The following is a 16,063-nucleotide window of genomic DNA, read 5'->3' as shown; positions in this document are numbered from 1 at the left end:
GATTAGCGCCGAAGAACCATGGCGATGAGGCGGGCCGAGGTTGTTAGGTTTACCGCCGCGTATCTGCTTATTCTGAATGTAGTTTGAGTCCTCCCCGAAGGAGGCACGAAAACCCGGAAGGAAGACGCTGAAACAATATCGTTATTGTTGACCCCAGGGTTTACCGACCCGATCGACCCGATAACCCCCCCGTCGGTATCGTTGTTTATGTCGTAGCGAATTTGCGCGCCGATCTGGTTGTTTGAGGTGACGAGTTCGCTGGAATAGAACAAGTATATCCTCGGAGCCCCGACGCCATGGTTCACAACCAAGCTCTGCGGCGTGCTGCCAGACTGCGAAATTTCAAACGAATCTGAAATTGCACCAGAAGCAATATTCGACGTGCCGACCTGAAGGTTGCCAACAATCGCATTTTCGATATTGACGTTGCCCAACTCTCCAGACAGCGCCGAAAGGCTGTTGACGCGCACGTCGTCGAGGTAAAGCACGCCGCCCTGAAAGACGAAGGGCCGCTTCAGAGAAGAAGGATCGGTCCCATACATTAGGATTTGATCCGCCTGCATCAGGATGCGAGTTGGCAATGAAGGATTTGAAGGAGCATCCATCATAAATGACGCTGCTCTTGTCGAGCCGTCATTGACTACGGTCACGATACCAAAACGCGCATCATATCCTGAGGGGCCTGCACTGGCCTCCCACTTCACTCTAACCTCGGCAGAATTTCCGCCCAATGCCGCCGTGAGCGTGTCTGTCCGCGTTGCCAGTGCAGATGTTGCATTGGCGACCACGAGGATATCTTCGGACAAGCCTGCAGTGGCCGCGCCGAATTCAACCTCGATCTCATCAACTCTGCCTGCCAACGCCTGATTTGCGTCAGCAACAGCGATGACTTGGCTGGTAAGGCTGGCGATAGAGCCGTTAAAGGATACGCTAAGTTCTTCAACTTTGAGCGCCACCGCGGATGTTTCACTGACCGCAACCTCAATCTTTTCGTTATAATCCGCCCGAGCGTTGCCAAGCGCCAACGAAAGACTGCGGCGGATGGATTCGCTATGCTCCATTGCAACGACAGGCAATTCAAGCTGCGAGGCAATGAGAGCCTGTATCCGGTCCTTGGCAGACCTCGCGTTGTCGTAGAGCCACGATAGCTGCTTATCGATGCCGGAAAGATCGACGTCAACGAACACATCCTTGTCAGAGAGCAGAACGTTTGGTGTGATGACCGGGATAAATCCAGACCACAAAACCGGCCTGTCGCCACCGGGAATGTATCGACCACGAACGACGTAGCTCTCATTCGGCAGCAACCCCTGCGAGATGAGCATTGAGCCGACCTGCGGTTGGTCTGTGCGACCTTCCGAAATCTTTTCAAGCGTCGCCTGCAGCCGCACCTCGTACTCAATGCCGATAACGTCATCGAGGCGACCATCGCTGTTATCCCACGTCAGCCGGATGGCAGGTCGCCTATCGTCACCCGCCGCGTCTTTGATTGTGGCGGGTTCAGCGAACCAATCAACAATCGCCTGTGGCGATGGGCGAATTACGCCGAGCTGTCCATCAACAGGGGGCTTGAAGTCCGCGCCCGTGTTCCAATCGTAGTCGGCTGGATCAACCTCGGTGATGTCGATCATGACATCGAGGTTGGCGCGATCTGCGACGCCATCGAGGCGCATCAATTTCGCGATATAGCCGTTACGCTCGGACGTCCACGAAAACACCGTACCTGGTGTCGCATATGCCCAGTACTTCGGAGGCAGAACAATCGTGTGCCTGCGGAAGCGTCGGGCCTCTTCGAGCGCCGACCTCATCAGCCGCTGCACCTGCTCCGCGTACGGAACAAAGTTCAGATCGACATCAGCCATCAGACGACGATTGCCGTCGATCGCTTCAAGGTCAGTCCGATAGAGAGGCGGCGCAGTCTTGGATACCCAGCCATCTTGCGGAGAAGGATAGTTGGCTGAAACGCCGTTGATGGTGTCCGCCAATCCTAAGAACGGCGTGAATTCCTGCTCTTCAGTCGACAGGATATCGTCGTCGGTGAATGCGATAACCGGAGCATCCGGAGCACCAGAATGCAAGTAATAGACGCCACCAACTTCAGAGATCTTGCCTTGGCAGGCCGTGAGCAGGGCCTCAACGGCAGACGTCAGCGGAGCCTCGACCTGAACTTCGCCGCCGCTTCGGTACGTGTTGACCCATCCAGTCGATTCTAGCGTACCGGCGCGGTTCTTCTCGATCTGCGCAATCCACGCCGAAGCAGGTAGACGCGCAGATGAAAGGTTCTGCAGGCCGTAAAACCACTGGCCGTTGTAACTGATGCCGCGCAGCAGATTGTAGATCTGCACCGCCGGCAGAAAGTCGCCGTCGCCGCCCCATGTCGCCGGATCGGCATAACGATGGGTACCGACGCCGCCTTGCGTGCTGTCCCGCGAGATATCGTACAAGCGCATCCCCTCAAGCACGAACTTGAAGGACGGCACGCCGGAGAACATGTTCTTGGAAACGCGAGCCGTTACGATCGCGTAAGCAACACCCCTACCGATCCGGTCAGGGTTCCACCATCTGTTGCCATTCGATACTGACGTAAACAGGAAGCTGTCGGCAGTCGTCTGGGTGCCATCGTAGAACTTGACCCAGAGACTGTCCGGGTATTCGTTGACGGCGTATCCGCGATCAGTCAGGCCACCGAGTGTTACACGCTCGCCGTTGACCCAGACTTCAGCAAGACCCCGGATCGGCATATCAGATAGAGCGATAACCTGCGTCAGATACGCATTCGGTGTATCACCATCCTGCCCCCATGTATTGACGAACACGAGAGAGCCAGCGGTCGCAGTACGGCCCAGAATGAAGGAACGGGGAACGTCACCGCCGCCTTGCAGTGTGCCATTGATCGAGAATGTCGGATCTTTGGTCTTGCCCGCCAAGGACTGCGCGAGCAGACTGACGCCGACGCCAACAGCCGTCTTTAGCAGAAAGGATCCAAAAGCGCCGAGCGATCCTATAAAGCCAGAAACAGCCGTGGCCACGCTGCTAATCAACGAAAAAATAGCCATCGATTTTCCCTGGAATGCGCTGAGCGCGCCGCGCCGCTAGAGCGGCTTCATGAAATGAGTTTCGACAGCGCTGTACCCGCGCCGCTCATAGAGACTGGAAACGTCGTTGGTTGCCAGCGATGCCATTCCGACAGAGACGCAGCCGACCGACTGGGCCCACGCCTCGTAGGCGTCAAGCATCTTGATTGAGCCGCGCCCGCGCGCCTCTGGCGATACGAACCAGACCGTTTCCTTGGCAATGCGGCCAGCGCCGAACGGATGGTCAAAAGCAGCGGCCATCAGAACGCCCTGCGCACGATCGCCTGCGACCAACACGCAAGCCATCGGAGAACGCATGTGCTGCTGAAACAGCTGGTCTGCGTAAGCCGCCTGAAACGGAAATGTGAAGCCAGCGGCCTCATGGCTTTCGCGCAACAATGCGACCACGCGGTCGCGGTCTTCGGTAATAGCAAATCGAACATCCATCAGAAGATCCCAAGAAATTTCTTGCGCTTCGGCTGCGTCGCGACCTTGCCCTTTTCGGAACCCCAGAAGAACTCCCACTCGGACGAGGTGTCCGCATCGGTGTAGAATGCATCACCGGCCTGCCGCAGAACCTGCGTAGCATGGCTGCGCGTCGACGGATTGGAGCGCGTCATCTCCTGAGTATGGCTTGCGCAGACCATCGTCACGCTGCCCTCCTCGTTTTCGCTTGGCGTCGTGATGGTGACTGTGTCGACAAAGCCTACGAAACGGCACTCTGCCGGCGCGACCATCTGGCGGCTATCCGGATCGAACAAACCGCGGTAGATCTCGACGCGAGCCTGTTTACAGTCGTACAGGCGGACCAACGTCTGAACGTGCTCGCTCACCTGCGACAGGCGAATGTTGACGTTTTGCACCGAGAGATTGGCGACGAGCGGAATGTCATCGATCTGAACCAGCGTGCCGGAGCCATACCAGTCACGAGTGACAGGCAGACCTGTGTCCGGGTGGACTACAGCCGCCGACACGTTGCCGACATCCGACCACATACCATCGGTGACCGGCGCACCAGTCGCTCGATCGCGCGCGACAAACCAGAGGAAGTCGCGAGCCACCAGCTGCCGCGCTTCAAGCGCAGCAAGGTTTTCTGCTGAGATGTTTCTCATTGATTTCTCGTGGGGATCTAGCGGCAGCGAGGCCCATGAAGCGGCCTAGACACAAACCTAAAGTTGAGCATAATGCCGCTACTGCTGGGGGATGATTGGTGTCCTGTTAGCGCTCGAGTATCGATATGTGACGTCACGCCGTTCTGCCGGACATTGCTTTGAGCTTGTGAATTCAACAACTGCGATGAGGCCGCGTAGTGGTGATTGAAAAGTCTGTATTGGCGTTTGAGAAACGGTTTATGGCGGTATCGCTGACCACGTTTATGGCGGCATATTTCGTGGCATTGATTGCTCCCCTTTTTCTCGCCAAGAAGGTGGTAGATTTTGCTGCCGCCGACTATTGGCTGATTTGGCCCGTCAATTTGTACTACATTAGCCAAATCGAAGCCCACTTTGGCAGCCTCAACGGATGGAATACCTTCTTACTTTCCAACTACATCGCAAGTTCCATGATGATTTGCAGATTGGTCGCCTTGCTTGTATTGGAGTTGAGGAGACCCAAGCACACGTTCAACTGGGGAATTTCATTCGTTCACGCAATGATAATGCCAGTGGTGCTTGTTGGCTTACTTCTTCCATTCGGAGAGGGAAGAAGTCGTGGGTTGACATTTTATAGCAGTCCGTTTGGCAACTCGCTGGCGTCTACCCTTCTCGTCGCATTCTTCTATTTCGGCGCAACCGATCCCATCGTGAAATTCATAAGCTGGATCAAGTTCATTTTATTTAGTAGGCGAGAGTCGGAGATTTCATGAAGTACTTAATTGTCGCGTTCTCGGCATTGCTCCTGACCGCATGCCAACAAGGTCCCATCGTAAAGTCAGAGCCGTTCGACTGGAAAAAAGCGGTCAACAGGAATGCCGAGCGCGCTTGCAGTGAGAAGAAGGGCACCGAGATGTACGCGAAGTGCTTTGATCGTGAAGTTGCCAAGGGCACGCGTGAATCGAAAATGATCGCGGCGCATTTCGGGGTGAAAATTCAATGACTACCTGGTCTCAATAGCCTGAAACGTGACAGTGCCGCGACCAGTAGCCATGTCGGCAGTCGTTGAGATCGAACCAGGCACGATTGCCATGATGCAGGATGGTTTCACCAGCGTAGCGGCGACAGGTGCCGTAACGCCCGGCCACAGATGCGGACGGACCTCAAACTGCGTTGTCACGCCGCCTGCGCTGGCCGTCATAGGCTCCATCACCATATGCACGTCTTTGTCGCCGATCTGGATGTAATCGCCGACCGTGACCTTGTAGCCAGCGGGCAGGCCCAATAGCGATATTGCCTTGCGGTTACTCGCAATCGTGGCCACCTGCCCCACCCCGGTAAATGCGCCGCCGGTCGGCCAACTGCCGTTCGGATACGCCACCGGGAAACAGCGCGACTTCGGAAATGCGCGAAACGTCTTGAGCCCGTTTTCCAAGCTCGTGAGCCGCGCACGCCAGTAGTCCAGTTCATTAGGCTTCATCGATCGCGATTGTGCCGTCATCTGCCAGAGCGGAGAGCCAAGGTCTTTGACGACCGTCTGGCCGCCTGCTGTGCGCGACTGCTCTTGCCGCCAAAGCAGGTTGAACTCGGTCGACCAGCCTGGGAACTCATCGAAGAAGGAAGTTGGGAGCGGGTATGTGATTGTCATTGTGTATCCGCCGTTAAGTGACCGCAAAGGAACAAAGCTCGGAACCGCGCATTTCCCCAGGAGCAATCAACCACCGGAGGAAACCCATGAAATCGCTTGCGGATATTTTCGAACACACGCTTCAGGACGTCTACTACGCTGAGAACGCCATTACGAAGGCGCTACCCAAGGTAGCGAAGGCAGCCCAAAGTGCAGAACTGAAAAAGGCCGCCGAGGATCATCTTGCGGAGACAAAAGATCAGATCAAGAAGCTTGATCAGGTCTTTAAGTCGATTGGCAAGAAAGCTTCTGGCGAAAAATGCGATGCGATTGAAGGCTTAATCAAAGAAGCCGACGGCCTTATGAAAGAGGCCGAGGGAACCGCGCTCGACGCTGGACTTCTTGCTGCATGCCAGGCGGTAGAGCACTACGAGATCGCCCGTTACGGCTCGCTTCGCGAATGGGCAAAGGATCTCGGCCATGATGAAGCGCACAAAATCCTGAGCGAAATCCTCGATCAGGAAAAGGCGACGAACAACAAGCTGACTAACCTCGCCGTCACGTCAATCAACAAGACGTCGGCCGCGAAGAAGGCTGCTTAAGATAGTTTGCAAAGGCCTCCCTTAAAATGGGAGGCCTTTTCTTCTGCCCAAAGATATCATCCCAACTTCACGTTTCGTTTTTGAGCCGATCGCACAGCCGCTTCGACGCGTCCTTGCATTTCGGCGCCCTGCTTTGCGACTACCCTTTCAAGTCGGGCCACAGCCTCAGCGTCCGCCCCGCGCGCGTCAATGACGGGCGCGTAGTTGACCTGCACAGCATTGTCGTTGGCTGGGCGAAGCGATGGGATTGACGGGACAGAAACGCCTACAGCGCCGCCGTTTGCGTAGCCCTTCAGATTTCGCCGCATAGCTTCCATGGCCGCTGGGCCGCCGGCAGCTTTAACTGCCGCCTTATCGAAGACGTACTCACCTTTGTGAACGACGCCAGCTGGCTGGTATTTACCGCCGTCACCGGTATAGCCGCCATCTGCAAAGCCAGAAAACAGCTTCGTAAGCCATCCGCCACTACTCGTCGCCTTTGATCCACCCATGAGTGAATCAAACGCACTATTCAAAACAAGATCAGCAAGCTTATTCAGCAGCCCCGAGAGAGCTTCACTCAAACTCTGCGCCCCAGTGATCACATCTGCAAAGCCAGTTCTGGCCGCATCGTAGAACTCCTGCGCTGAGCTTTCCGCGCGCTGCTGTGCTTCCTCCACTTGGCGTAGCGCGTCAGCCTGTTTGGCGTAAGCCGATGAAACCTCATCAATAGTTTTCTTCTGTTGCGCCGAAAGCTGGATGCCCTCTAGGTCTGTCTGTCCCTTCTTTCTGGCTTCCTCACGAAGGTCCGCCAGTGCCCTCTGTTCAAGATCAAGCGATAGACGACGTTTCTCTTGCTCTTGGTATGAAAGGCTCACCGTTGACTGCTCCTGGATAAGGGCTGCCGTCCTGTCTTTGATGGCCTGAATATCTTCCCGGAAGCGATCGTCAGCGGTCTTTTTTGGTACTTTGGATTTCTCGGCAGGTGCTGCGCCAATGCCTTTACCAAACCCGGTAGGCTGCTTGGCGAGCTCAGCATCGATCTGTTCAAGCTGCGCCCTTAGATTGAGGGCAGCTTTGCCGATCGCAGTCGCTTTATCATCCGCGGTTCGCGCCGCATAATCGAAGGGGTCGAAGCTCAGTTCGTAGCCGGTCAGAGCCTTCGTCATCGTGCGAAAGTTTTCGGCGCGAGCGCGGGCCGCATTGAGTTCTGCATAAGCAAGATCAAACGAGGCTTTTGCGGCCTCATATTGCATCTTTATCTGGTCTCGTAGGGCTGTAGTGTAGCCTTGAGACGACGATTTCGCCTCATCAAGGGCTGCCGCATGGCTTGAGATAGCGGCGTTCGCATTTGTTATTGCCGTGTCTGTCGCATTGGCGCTATCGACCATTAAATAGATGGCGGCTGCGGCGGCACCAGCGATTAAGCCGATGGGACCGAGCGCGGCGGCAAGTCCGCCAGCTACAAGCGTACCGGTTCGTACAGCACTGATGAATGCTCCAAGTGCCGCTACCGCATTACCAAGACCGGCAACCACGCCCACTAGAGCGCGCCCAACCAGTGCACCAGTGATGATGGTAATAAATTGCAGAACAACATCGCCTACTTCTTTGAAGTTATCTGCGAGATAGTTCAGTGCCTCGACAAGCTTTCCGGTAGCACCGGCAGATGCATCCGCATTCCCGATGTACGCCGTAAACTCGTTGTTGATACGCGTTACGGCGTCCCTAATTGTTGAATTTGTTGCCTTGAACTGCGCCTCGATAGGCTTTTGAGCGTTCAAAATTGCAGCAAAAACTCGATCGGAAGTTAGCTTGCCTTCGGCTCCGAGCTGCTTAAGGCCGGCGATGGTCGTCTTGAATTCGTTCGCGATTGCCTGCGCCAAGATCGGTGCATTTTCACGAAGAGAGCGAAGTTCGTCGCCCTGCAGAACACCTGAGCCAAGCGCCTGACCGAGCTGCAATATCCCTGCTGCCTGCTCCTGCGCAGATGCGCCACCGGCCTTGAATGCCTTAGAGACGATCGAGGTTGCAGTAGCGATTTCCTGCTCAGACTTTGCCACGCCTGACGCGGATCTTATGAGGCGAGCGTATAGATCTACGTAGTCGCCAAACGCGGTACGGGCCTCGTTGGCGCCGTCTTTCAGATCGTTCAGCGACCTTGCCTGTACGCCAGCCGATGTTGCGGCGGCATTAATTTTGTTCCCAGCCTCCGTCCAGGCGTCGGCGTATTGTGAAATTTCCTGAACGCTGAGCGCTGTGCCAGCCAAAGCTACAGTCGATCTAAGCGCTACATCAAGGGAAGACGATATGCGATTACCCATCCCCGCGAAGGATTTCTCCACCTTGGCATTCATCGAAAGAAATCGACGTTCGATTTCGTTCGCGCGCTTCTGGGTTGTTCCCATCGCCTTAGCCATGGCATTTTCGTACTTCTTGATGTCAGCGGACAGCTGCACAACAAGACGCTCTAAGTCTTGCGCCATTTCTGAAATGCCTTACTGAGTAGGTGTCGCAATGGGAGGTTTGTTATGAAAACCCTGATTTTCTCGACCTGTATTTCATTGGTCGCAACGGTTGGTGCGGCTCAGTCAGACAGGAACGCGAAATGCTTGGCGATCAAGGATGCGGCAGAGATGCAGAAATGCCTTGAAGCAAAAGATGATCGAAAAACCGAGAAATGCGCGGTTGCGGAGCCAGGCAAGTCGCGGGCAGACTGCATGTACGAGGAGCTTAACAAGACTGGCCGTTAAAGCCAGTCCCATAGTTCATCTATTTCCTTGGTCGTAAGAGATCCGTCGTCAGCGGTGTTTGCTTCGACGTATCCATCGACTGCCGCCATAAATTGCCACATGGACATTAGATTGACTTGCTGAGGGGTAAACCCCATCACAGCCCCTGTGCCGTAGATCGCAGCAAATCTCAGCTTTCCGTTAGGGAGGTCGTCAAGCTGTGTTCGATTTGACTTGCTGCGTCGCCCTCCCCCACAGGCTCATCCGTAGCACCATACACAGCAGCAACAAGCACCGCCTGCGCAGCCAACGCGTATTCGCCTACTGGCCTTGTTTTGACGTGATCCTTGATCAGCTTCGTAGCCTCTTCGGGCTTACGGCCGGCGCCAATAAGCCCGAGACGGAGAGTGGCTTCGATATCTTCCGATCGCCACAGCTTGTGCTCAAGACGATGCAATACGACGAGCGGGCCTGCATCGCATTTTTCCTGCAACTGAGAAATTTCGCCCCACCCGAGACGGAATTCGTAGTCTCCGTCCCAGATGGTCAATTCGATCCGAGCATCCCGCATCACGGCGTCGCCGGCGTAGTGACGCGGACCATCTCTCCGTCGCTCTGGAGCGAGACGTTGTTGGTTGCGCGCTGGCCGTTGTTGGCGCCGACTTCCATGCTCTCGATGTGCATGCGGCCCGTCCAGGTAATCGTCTTGGCGGGAAACTCCCATTCGACCTTTACGGGGATGCTCTCGATGCTCTCGAAGCCTTCCAGCCATGTATCGACGCTTTCCGAAGCAAGCACGCCTTCTCCTGAGATCGCCATAGAAAGAGACGTCGCGTCTCGGCCGACCCAGTCGACCTTGTCGGGGTCGGTGCAGTCAGGGATCTGGACTTCTTCGAGGCCCTTGTTCAGCGTGATGGAGCGCTGCGTGAAGCCGCAGGGCGAGCTGTAAACAATAGGATCGGCGTCGTTGCCCAAAAGCACACGAATCTTGCCGCCCTTGATGGTGGTTGCTTGAGCCATAAAGGCCTCCTGAAAATGTCGGATGAATGGTGGAGCGCTACGGCTCTTCGATGATCGCCGTGTAGCGGAGCGAGGCCTGCTTGATCGCGCCGTCTGTGATGAAATCCGTGCGCCAAGGCTCGAATGAAACCAGAGCATTGGTCGCCAAAGGGGGATCCCAATTGCGCAGTGAACGGCGCACCGCGTCAGCGACCTGCCTTACCTGGGACAGGACAGTGGCGTCTGACCAACAATCGACTTGGATCATCACCTCGCCGCCGTCTATACAATCGATAAGCTCGGCCACATAATTGGAAGGGCCAATGCTGATGTACGGCTTAGCCCATGTGGACTGTGGAATGTCCCCAATCCGAGCCCCAACAAGAGCGGTAACGGCTGGCGTAGCCTTGAGGCGCATAATGATGGCGCCCTGTAACTCGAGAACTGGATCAGCCACCCGAAGCCACCTCCTTCGCAGACTTGTTGATCGCCCGTGTGATGCGAGACTTGGTCCGTCGGCGGAGCGCTCGGTAAGAGACAAAGAAGAATGGTTGTGCTGACGTGCCAGGATGCATTGTCCCAGCAAACTGGCCAGCGTTCTCATGGGCACGCGTGGAAAACTCTACGAGGTGAGCGTATCGTACCTTGCTGTTTCCGGCGTAGATCGTGATCACGAGTTTGCCGTCAGTTGACTTCACGGTGGCAATCTTTTGGCTGTATTTTGGAGCATCGCCCCAAGTCCAGCCAATCGAATCGCGAAGTTCACCGCTATCGACGGCAACAAGCGACTTCATGAGAGCGACGATTTCGTCGGCGCCTTGCCCCATCGCCTCCTTGATGCGTTTTTCGGCAGCGGCCGGCAGTTTTGCGAGCTTACGATTCAGTTTAGCGAGGCCCAGAATAGTCATCCCGCCTCTCCCTGCACCACAAGCAGCTCGATCCACTGGTTGCGTTCGTCGATGTTGACCGCAGCCTTGATTGCGTAGACCACGCCAGACCGCTTATTCCGCGCCCGCCACGCGGACGTGATAGTGCGCGTGCGTTCGTTGCTGCGGACGGTCATGGTATAGGGCTGCAAGCCCTGAAGACGGCTTGCAATGACAGGCTCGCTGCCGACGCGCGGCTCAAGACGTGCGGGCTCTAAGAATTGCTCCGCGAAGCCGACGACCACGCCACCATATCCATCGTCACCCTCGACCTCGGCCTCAAAGCCGATGCGCTCACTGAGCGACCCCGCTCCGGATCTCTTGCGTTTTGGCATTAGGTCGATCCTTGGTGGGTTCAGCGGCCTTAGCCGCTATCGCAGCCGCAGCGCACTTGCGTGTGACGTTGTAGAGGCCAGCCTTATAGGCGATGGTGAATCCTGGCTGGCGCCAGTCAAACGGTTCATGGAATCGGAGCCACATAGTCGTCCGCCACTGTTCGCCAGACGCGCCACGGAGCCAGAAGCATCCGTACCGCTCGCGGAAGAACCGCGTCGCCCGTTGCCTTCGGGTCAGGCTCGCGCACCTCGTAGAGATCGCCGGTCACGAGAAGGATCGCCGACACGATTGCGGGCGTTGCAGCGATGCCGTCGGCGGCCGTGGGCGTTTCGCCTGCGGCTACGACTTCGCGATCAAGATGCTGCGTAACGATGCTTTCAGCGGCGTCGCGATAGAGGCCGATCTCCGCATCTTCATCTTCATGAAAGACACGGAGATGCTTCTTGACGGTTTCGAGATCGACGATGGCCATATCAGGCCGCCACTACTGCGGCAGTCGGCGCGCTTGTGACAGGCACGCTGCCCTTGTCATTTGTGGCGGTTACCCGAACCGTGATGGCCTTGCCAACATCGCCTGCGACAGGGACATAGGTAGCCGCCGTAGCGCCAGCGATTGCGACGCCAGCGGCAAACCACTGCCTTGCGTAGGTCGGCGAGCCGGACCACGTGCCAGTGGTCGACGTCAACGTCTGTCCTACCTGAGCTGTGCCCGTGATTGCCGGAGCAACCGAATTCACGGGTGAGCCGATACCGTTGACGATACCGGCGCCGATATAGGATGCGACCCTGCGCTTACGAACCTTCGTTGACAGCATCGGGTTTGTCCTTCTTCTTCGTCGAGCGAGCAGAGGAGATCACCGGCTTGTCAGCGGCTTCATCCGCGGCGTCGTCTTCAACAGAGGCGTCAGCCTTAACCTCGCCGATGATGTCGACCAGGCCCAGCTCATCGAGCTGCTTCGCCTCGCCTGCCTCGACCTTGAACGGATCGCTCTTTTTGGTCTTCAACTCTTTGCCGACGGCGAACGTGCGCTTGGCTTTCACTTCTAGAAAATCGGTCATGTTCACTCCCTTTCAAGGAAGGGGAGCCGAAGCTCCCCTAGGTCAATCAGGCGCCTTCGACGTCGCCGGTCACAAAGGACTCGGGGCGATAGACTGCGAACGCCAGGCGCTCTTCGGCGCGGATGGTGAACATGTTCTTCTCGAAGTCGTCGACGTTCTCGCTGGAAAGCAGAACCTCGATTTCCATGCGGTCGAAGATCTGGGCTGCGAAGCTGAACGCGCCGGTGAGGAACTCGCCTGCGGCCATCGCCTGCGTCGAAACAACCGGCAGGTTCCAGAGCGTCGGAGTGAGCGAGCCCTGCGGGTTGCCGATGATGTAATTGCCGCCGGCGTCCTTGGTCAGCTCAATCTTCGCCCAGTCGATTGGGTTCAGAACGAACGCGGTTGCCGGATACTCAGCGAGAACGACCTGCAGAACAGCCAGACGAAGACGGTCGATGCCAGTTTCGTCTGCGGCAGCGAACGCCGGGTTGAACGCGGTAGCCTGCGGAACCAGACCGTGGATGTTCTGGCCAGTGCCAGAGCCATTCAACAGCTGATTTTCCTCGGCGAAACGGAGACCGTAGCGAGCGCGGCCGTCGATGTAGGAGCGAAGCGCAGGCGCGTCGTCCAGGATCTGACGGGAGGCCTTGAAGAGGTGCGCGATCGTACGAACCGGCGCGGACGTCATGTCGAACGTCAGGTCCGAATAAGGCTTCGCAGTCGTTTCAGCGACCGGTGCAGCGTTGTTCGTGTAGCCGGTTTCCTTGACGTATTCTATCGAGCTTGAAGCAGTCTGGCCGGGCAAAACCAGGTCGCGGATCGTCAGCTGACGCTCAGGCAGGCCGAAGATGCCGGGAACGCGGGCGCCGGGCACCAGAGACGTTCCCTGAGAGCGGCCGGCGCCGACGGTGGTATTGGCAGAGGTGATGGCAGCGCGGTCAGCCTTTACGCGGATTGAGCCGCGAGATGCACCGGTGAGCATACCGGCCTTGAACTCGGTAGAATCGATCACGAGGTCGCCGAGCGACTTCTGCTCGTTTTCGCCGATTTCGTTTTCTCGAGCGGCGCGCTTCTCCATCTCGCCGAGGCGGGTCGTAACGTCGCCAAGCTCAGACAGTGCCTCGTCGGTCTTTTCCTTCAGCTCCGCCGAAACTTCGCCGTTGGCGGCAAGCTTGGAGGTAAAGTCGGTGGCGAGATTGCCGACCTGCTCTTTGATGGATGCGAGGGAGGCGCCAAGTTCGCCAATTTTTTCTGCTAGTTCGGCCATGAGTGGCTCCTTTATCGAATGAGTGGTGATTTTGCTTCGGCGATAAGCCGTTCAATGGCTGCCAAAGCAGCAGCATCCGTCTCGACGTCAGGAGCCCCCTGACCATCTTTGAGGTAGAGCCGAGCGGCCCGCTCTGCCTCAGAGCCCGACAACCCCATCAGTCCCCTGATGCCGTTTTCGAACTCGCGTTTTGTGATTTGCTCGCCGGCGGACATCTTCTCGACCAGCGTCTGCGCTGCCTCAGCCTTCGCAGCGTTGGCGGCTTTGATGCGCCTCACCGGAGCAGGCTCGATGTCGGCGCCGTAGCGCGCCAAAGTCTCGTCAAGCGTCGCAATGCGGTCGACCATTCCTCGGTCCATGAGGGCTTCTGCGTAGAAAACGCGGCCCTGACCGTAGCCATCCTCAACCTTGCTGACCGTCACGCCGCGCCCTTCGGCGACGGACGCGACGAAGCGATTGTAGGATCGGTTCACACCGTCCTGCACATGGGCCAGCGTGTCCTTGCCGAGCGGCTCGGTCTCGTTGCCCTCAACCTTGTGCTTGCCGGCTGAAATGTACGTGCGTTTGATGCCACGCTTCTCAAGAGCTGCGGACAGGTCATCATGGGCGGTATAAACGCCGATCGAACCGGCGCGGCCAGATGGAGTGACGACAATTTCGTCGGTCGACGCCGCGATCCAGTAAGCCGCGCTTGCAGCCAGGCTGTTGACCTGCGCAATGATCGGCTTTTCGCCGCCGCGAAGCTTGCGGATTTCGGTCGCGAGCTCGTCTGTGCCTGGCACCGTGCCGCCGGGGCTATCGATATCGAGCACGACAGCCTTGATATCCTCGTTCGAAAGCGCTTTGTGCAGCGCTTTCTTGATACCGGCATAGGAAGTGCCGCCGCTCATCGCGGAAAACAGGTCCATTTTGTCGGCCAAAACCCCGTAAACCGGGATAATGGCCACGCTGCCGCTGGATTCCGCAATTTCCTTCGCTCGGGCCTCATCGATAGAGGCGGCGTACTCGGACGAAAACAGCTTTTCGCCTTCGGCCCGCGCCACCAAAACATCAGCCAAAACGCCCAGTTTTTCGCGCTGAATAGCCCAAGGCTCGGCCGAAAAGGCCGAAATCAGGTGTTCAAACTTCATGATTTTCCCTTATGCAGCGCGCGCTGCTGGCGTTGGCGCCGGAGTTTCGGTCTTCCCAAGCGTATCGAGGCGAGTCATCGTGCCGTTCACGATGGCCTTGTTGCCGCCGTCCACTGGCGCCTTGTCTTCGTAAGAGCGAGCCTCATCGACTAGGTAGATGCCGTTCGTGACCATCTTCGACAGGAATTCTGCCCGAGCCGTGCTGTCGCCGCGCAAGAGTTCTTCCATGTTGAACTTCACCTTCGTGGTCTTCCTCGTCTTCGCGTCGAGCAAGTCACGATAAATTGCCGCTTCGATGCGCTTGAGCATCGGCCGCATGCAAGTTTTGGTGAATTGGAGGATCAGCTGCTCGATGCCGCTTCCCCAGGTCGTGGTGCCGTTTGCCGCGTGACCAATCATCACGGGAGGAACGCCGAAAATGCGGCAGATCTGCTCGACGCTGTACTGCCTCGCCTCAAGGAATTGAGCATCCTTTGGGTTGATCGACATGGGATACGGCTTGAAGCCAGCCTCCAATACCGTCACCCCACCAGCCTTCTCGGCACCGGCGAATTGCGTCAGCGTGTCGGATATCTGCTTGCGCTGCTCAGGCTTCAGGATCTGATCCGAGCTAACGATTAGTGAAGAAAGCAGGCCGTTCTTGAACATGCGGCCGGCGACCTTCTCGCCCGCCAATGCACTCCCGACCGTATTACGCACCACGCCGATCGGCGACATGCCTCGATCACAGCCCGGCAGCCGGACGCCGCGGACGTGAAACATCTTACCTTCTGGCACTCGGCGCTTTTTGCCGTCTTCCGTCACCTCGTAGTAGCGCGTGTTCCGCCCATCTTTGGAGCGACACACGTCCACGCTCAAAGGGTGAAGCGGATTAAGTGCAACGAGGCGCTCGCCGTTCATCTTCTTTTCGGCGAAGAAATTGCCGTCGAGCAGCAGGCACATCGCCGCCATCGACCAGAACTCTGGCGCAGTGTCGTCCATGTTCGGCATGTCGTGCAGAAGCTCGTATAGAGGAGCGTTCTTGTCGACAGTCACGCCGTCCTCGCCGTAAACGATGCAAGGAAGGGTGCCGGCCGCGTTCTGCACGAGGTTGACGCATGCCCAGACCGCATCGAGCGAAAGGGCGCTCTCAATCGTGACTGTCTCCCCGGACGTGGTGCCAAGGCCAAAGAAGCCTCGCCAGAACTCGCCGTCGGTGAGCTTGATAGGCCTTCCGACCCATCTCTCAAAAAAGCCCATCAGGCCTCACCACTAGGTTG

20 protein-coding genes are annotated in these 16,063 nt (G+C 57.1%); 4 read left to right on the top strand and 16 right to left on the bottom strand.

Annotated features, from left to right (window positions below):
- Window positions 1-2: 2 nt before the first annotated feature.
- Genes J5276_RS05270 through J5276_RS05260 form a run of 3 tightly spaced genes read right to left on the bottom strand, consistent with a single transcriptional unit; the run spans window position 3 to window position 4,186 of the window.
- Window positions 3-3,056: a phage tail protein gene (locus tag J5276_RS05270; protein ID WP_209159495.1), complete on the bottom strand. Its 3,054-nt coding sequence runs from the start codon at window positions 3,054-3,056 to the stop codon at window positions 3-5.
- A 36-nt stretch (window positions 3,057-3,092) separates the two neighbouring features.
- Window positions 3,093-3,521 (bottom strand): GNAT family N-acetyltransferase, encoded by a 429-nt coding sequence (locus J5276_RS05265; protein ID WP_209159496.1) that lies wholly within the window; start codon window positions 3,519-3,521, stop codon window positions 3,093-3,095.
- On the bottom strand, window positions 3,521-4,186 hold the full coding sequence (locus J5276_RS05260; RefSeq protein WP_060641798.1) for a hypothetical protein: 666 nt from the start codon (window positions 4,184-4,186) through the stop codon (window positions 3,521-3,523). The genes J5276_RS05265 and J5276_RS05260 overlap by 1 nt, the downstream gene beginning before the upstream one ends.
- 197 nt (window positions 4,187-4,383) lie before the next feature.
- Here J5276_RS05260 and J5276_RS05255 point away from each other — a divergent pair, with 197 nt between their 5' ends.
- Both J5276_RS05255 and J5276_RS05250 read left to right on the top strand, forming a co-directional pair.
- Window positions 4,384-4,938, top strand: a complete 555-nt coding sequence (locus J5276_RS05255; protein ID WP_209159497.1) for a hypothetical protein — start codon at window positions 4,384-4,386, stop codon at window positions 4,936-4,938.
- On the top strand, window positions 4,935-5,168 hold the full coding sequence (locus J5276_RS05250; RefSeq protein ID WP_209159498.1) for a hypothetical protein: 234 nt from the start codon (window positions 4,935-4,937) through the stop codon (window positions 5,166-5,168). The genes J5276_RS05255 and J5276_RS05250 overlap by 4 nt, the downstream gene beginning before the upstream one ends.
- On the opposite strand, the gene J5276_RS05245 is transcribed toward J5276_RS05250, so the two are convergent.
- Entirely contained in the window at window positions 5,169-5,813 is a 645-nt protein-coding gene (locus tag J5276_RS05245) for a hypothetical protein (RefSeq protein WP_041694412.1), read from the bottom strand.
- Window positions 5,814-5,899: 86 nt separating this feature from the next.
- Between J5276_RS05245 and J5276_RS05240 the strand changes: the two genes are divergently transcribed.
- On the top strand, window positions 5,900-6,394 hold the full coding sequence (locus J5276_RS05240) for a ferritin-like domain-containing protein (protein ID WP_209159499.1): 495 nt from the start codon (window positions 5,900-5,902) through the stop codon (window positions 6,392-6,394).
- A 56-nt stretch (window positions 6,395-6,450) separates the two neighbouring features.
- On the opposite strand, the gene J5276_RS05235 is transcribed toward J5276_RS05240, so the two are convergent.
- The gene (locus J5276_RS05235; protein ID WP_209159500.1) at window positions 6,451-8,859 is read right to left on the bottom strand and encodes a tape measure protein; all 2,409 of its coding nucleotides are present in this window, start codon (window positions 8,857-8,859) and stop codon (window positions 6,451-6,453) included.
- A gap of 45 nt (window positions 8,860-8,904) precedes the next feature.
- Between J5276_RS05235 and J5276_RS05230 the strand changes: the two genes are divergently transcribed.
- Window positions 8,905-9,126: a hypothetical protein gene (locus J5276_RS05230; protein WP_209159501.1), complete on the top strand. Its 222-nt coding sequence runs from the start codon at window positions 8,905-8,907 to the stop codon at window positions 9,124-9,126.
- A gap of 169 nt (window positions 9,127-9,295) precedes the next feature.
- Here J5276_RS05230 and J5276_RS05225 read toward each other — a convergent pair whose 3' ends face one another.
- The 11 genes from J5276_RS05225 to J5276_RS05175 all read right to left on the bottom strand — a co-directional run bounded on the left by J5276_RS05225 (window position 9,296) and on the right by J5276_RS05175 (window position 16,043).
- Window positions 9,296-9,676, bottom strand: coding sequence for a gene transfer agent family protein (locus J5276_RS05225; RefSeq protein ID WP_255609979.1), 381 nt, complete (start codon window positions 9,674-9,676; stop codon window positions 9,296-9,298).
- Complete coding sequence (locus J5276_RS05220; RefSeq protein ID WP_209159502.1) at window positions 9,676-10,125, bottom strand: phage tail tube protein; 450 nt, start codon at window positions 10,123-10,125, stop codon at window positions 9,676-9,678. The genes J5276_RS05225 and J5276_RS05220 overlap by 1 nt, the downstream gene beginning before the upstream one ends.
- Window positions 10,126-10,162: 37 nt before the next feature.
- Window positions 10,163-10,561, bottom strand: a complete 399-nt coding sequence (locus tag J5276_RS05215) for a DUF3168 domain-containing protein (RefSeq protein WP_255609977.1) — start codon at window positions 10,559-10,561, stop codon at window positions 10,163-10,165.
- A complete protein-coding gene (locus J5276_RS05210) occupies window positions 10,554-11,012 on the bottom strand; it encodes an HK97 gp10 family phage protein (protein ID WP_209159503.1) in 459 nt (152 codons plus the stop codon). Before J5276_RS05210 ends, J5276_RS05215 begins: the two co-directional genes overlap by 8 nt.
- Entirely contained in the window at window positions 11,009-11,365 is a 357-nt protein-coding gene (locus J5276_RS05205) for a head-tail adaptor protein (RefSeq protein WP_209159504.1), read from the bottom strand. Before J5276_RS05205 ends, J5276_RS05210 begins: the two co-directional genes overlap by 4 nt.
- A gap of 125 nt (window positions 11,366-11,490) precedes the next feature.
- On the bottom strand, window positions 11,491-11,838 hold the full coding sequence (locus tag J5276_RS05200; protein WP_209159505.1) for a head-tail connector protein: 348 nt from the start codon (window positions 11,836-11,838) through the stop codon (window positions 11,491-11,493).
- 1 nt (window position 11,839) lies between these two features.
- Window positions 11,840-12,181, bottom strand: coding sequence for a hypothetical protein (locus J5276_RS05195; RefSeq protein ID WP_209159506.1), 342 nt, complete (start codon window positions 12,179-12,181; stop codon window positions 11,840-11,842).
- The gene (locus J5276_RS05190) at window positions 12,159-12,425 is read right to left on the bottom strand and encodes a hypothetical protein (protein ID WP_174011472.1); all 267 of its coding nucleotides are present in this window, start codon (window positions 12,423-12,425) and stop codon (window positions 12,159-12,161) included. Before J5276_RS05190 ends, J5276_RS05195 begins: the two co-directional genes overlap by 23 nt.
- Window positions 12,426-12,471: 46 nt before the next feature.
- A complete protein-coding gene (locus tag J5276_RS05185) occupies window positions 12,472-13,674 on the bottom strand; it encodes a phage major capsid protein (RefSeq protein ID WP_209159507.1) in 1,203 nt (400 codons plus the stop codon).
- An 11-nt stretch (window positions 13,675-13,685) separates the two neighbouring features.
- The gene (locus J5276_RS05180) at window positions 13,686-14,804 is read right to left on the bottom strand and encodes a S49 family peptidase (protein WP_174011478.1); all 1,119 of its coding nucleotides are present in this window, start codon (window positions 14,802-14,804) and stop codon (window positions 13,686-13,688) included.
- 9 nt (window positions 14,805-14,813) lie between these two features.
- Window positions 14,814-16,043, bottom strand: coding sequence for a phage portal protein (locus tag J5276_RS05175; protein ID WP_006697516.1), 1,230 nt, complete (start codon window positions 16,041-16,043; stop codon window positions 14,814-14,816).
- Window positions 16,044-16,063 lie beyond the last annotated feature (20 nt).

It is taken from the genome of Agrobacterium sp. S7/73, assembly GCF_019355535.1.
Lineage (GTDB): Bacteria > Pseudomonadota > Alphaproteobacteria > Rhizobiales > Rhizobiaceae > Agrobacterium > Agrobacterium tumefaciens.
Note: the sequence above shows the minus strand (reverse complement) of the source record. Positions and strands in the feature narration are given on the sequence as shown.

Excerpts from the sequence above, each read along its gene's own strand:
- J5276_RS05270 (WP_209159495.1), bottom strand. The coding sequence starts at position 3,056 with ATGGCTATTTTTTCGTTGATTAGCAGCGTGGCCACGGCTGTTTCTGGC.
- J5276_RS05265 (WP_209159496.1), bottom strand. The coding sequence starts at position 3,521 with ATGGATGTTCGATTTGCTATTACCGAAGACCGCGACCGCGTGGTCGCA.
- J5276_RS05260 (WP_060641798.1), bottom strand. The coding sequence starts at position 4,186 with ATGAGAAACATCTCAGCAGAAAACCTTGCTGCGCTTGAAGCGCGGCAG.
- J5276_RS05250 (WP_209159498.1), top strand. The coding sequence starts at position 4,935 with ATGAAGTACTTAATTGTCGCGTTCTCGGCATTGCTCCTGACCGCATGC.
- J5276_RS05245 (WP_041694412.1), bottom strand. The coding sequence starts at position 5,813 with ATGACAATCACATACCCGCTCCCAACTTCCTTCTTCGATGAGTTCCCA.
- J5276_RS05240 (WP_209159499.1), top strand. The coding sequence starts at position 5,900 with ATGAAATCGCTTGCGGATATTTTCGAACACACGCTTCAGGACGTCTAC.
- J5276_RS05235 (WP_209159500.1), bottom strand. The coding sequence starts at position 8,859 with ATGGCGCAAGACTTAGAGCGTCTTGTTGTGCAGCTGTCCGCTGACATC.
- J5276_RS05230 (WP_209159501.1), top strand. The coding sequence starts at position 8,905 with ATGAAAACCCTGATTTTCTCGACCTGTATTTCATTGGTCGCAACGGTT.
- J5276_RS05225 (WP_255609979.1), bottom strand. The coding sequence starts at position 9,676 with ATGCGGGATGCTCGGATCGAATTGACCATCTGGGACGGAGACTACGAA.
- J5276_RS05220 (WP_209159502.1), bottom strand. The coding sequence starts at position 10,125 with ATGGCTCAAGCAACCACCATCAAGGGCGGCAAGATTCGTGTGCTTTTG.
- J5276_RS05210 (WP_209159503.1), bottom strand. The coding sequence starts at position 11,012 with ATGACTATTCTGGGCCTCGCTAAACTGAATCGTAAGCTCGCAAAACTG.
- J5276_RS05205 (WP_209159504.1), bottom strand. The coding sequence starts at position 11,365 with ATGCCAAAACGCAAGAGATCCGGAGCGGGGTCGCTCAGTGAGCGCATC.
- J5276_RS05200 (WP_209159505.1), bottom strand. The coding sequence starts at position 11,838 with ATGGCCATCGTCGATCTCGAAACCGTCAAGAAGCATCTCCGTGTCTTT.
- J5276_RS05195 (WP_209159506.1), bottom strand. The coding sequence starts at position 12,181 with ATGCTGTCAACGAAGGTTCGTAAGCGCAGGGTCGCATCCTATATCGGC.
- J5276_RS05190 (WP_174011472.1), bottom strand. The coding sequence starts at position 12,425 with ATGACCGATTTTCTAGAAGTGAAAGCCAAGCGCACGTTCGCCGTCGGC.
- J5276_RS05185 (WP_209159507.1), bottom strand. The coding sequence starts at position 13,674 with ATGGCCGAACTAGCAGAAAAAATTGGCGAACTTGGCGCCTCCCTCGCA.
- J5276_RS05180 (WP_174011478.1), bottom strand. The coding sequence starts at position 14,804 with ATGAAGTTTGAACACCTGATTTCGGCCTTTTCGGCCGAGCCTTGGGCT.
- J5276_RS05175 (WP_006697516.1), bottom strand. The coding sequence starts at position 16,043 with ATGGGCTTTTTTGAGAGATGGGTCGGAAGGCCTATCAAGCTCACCGAC.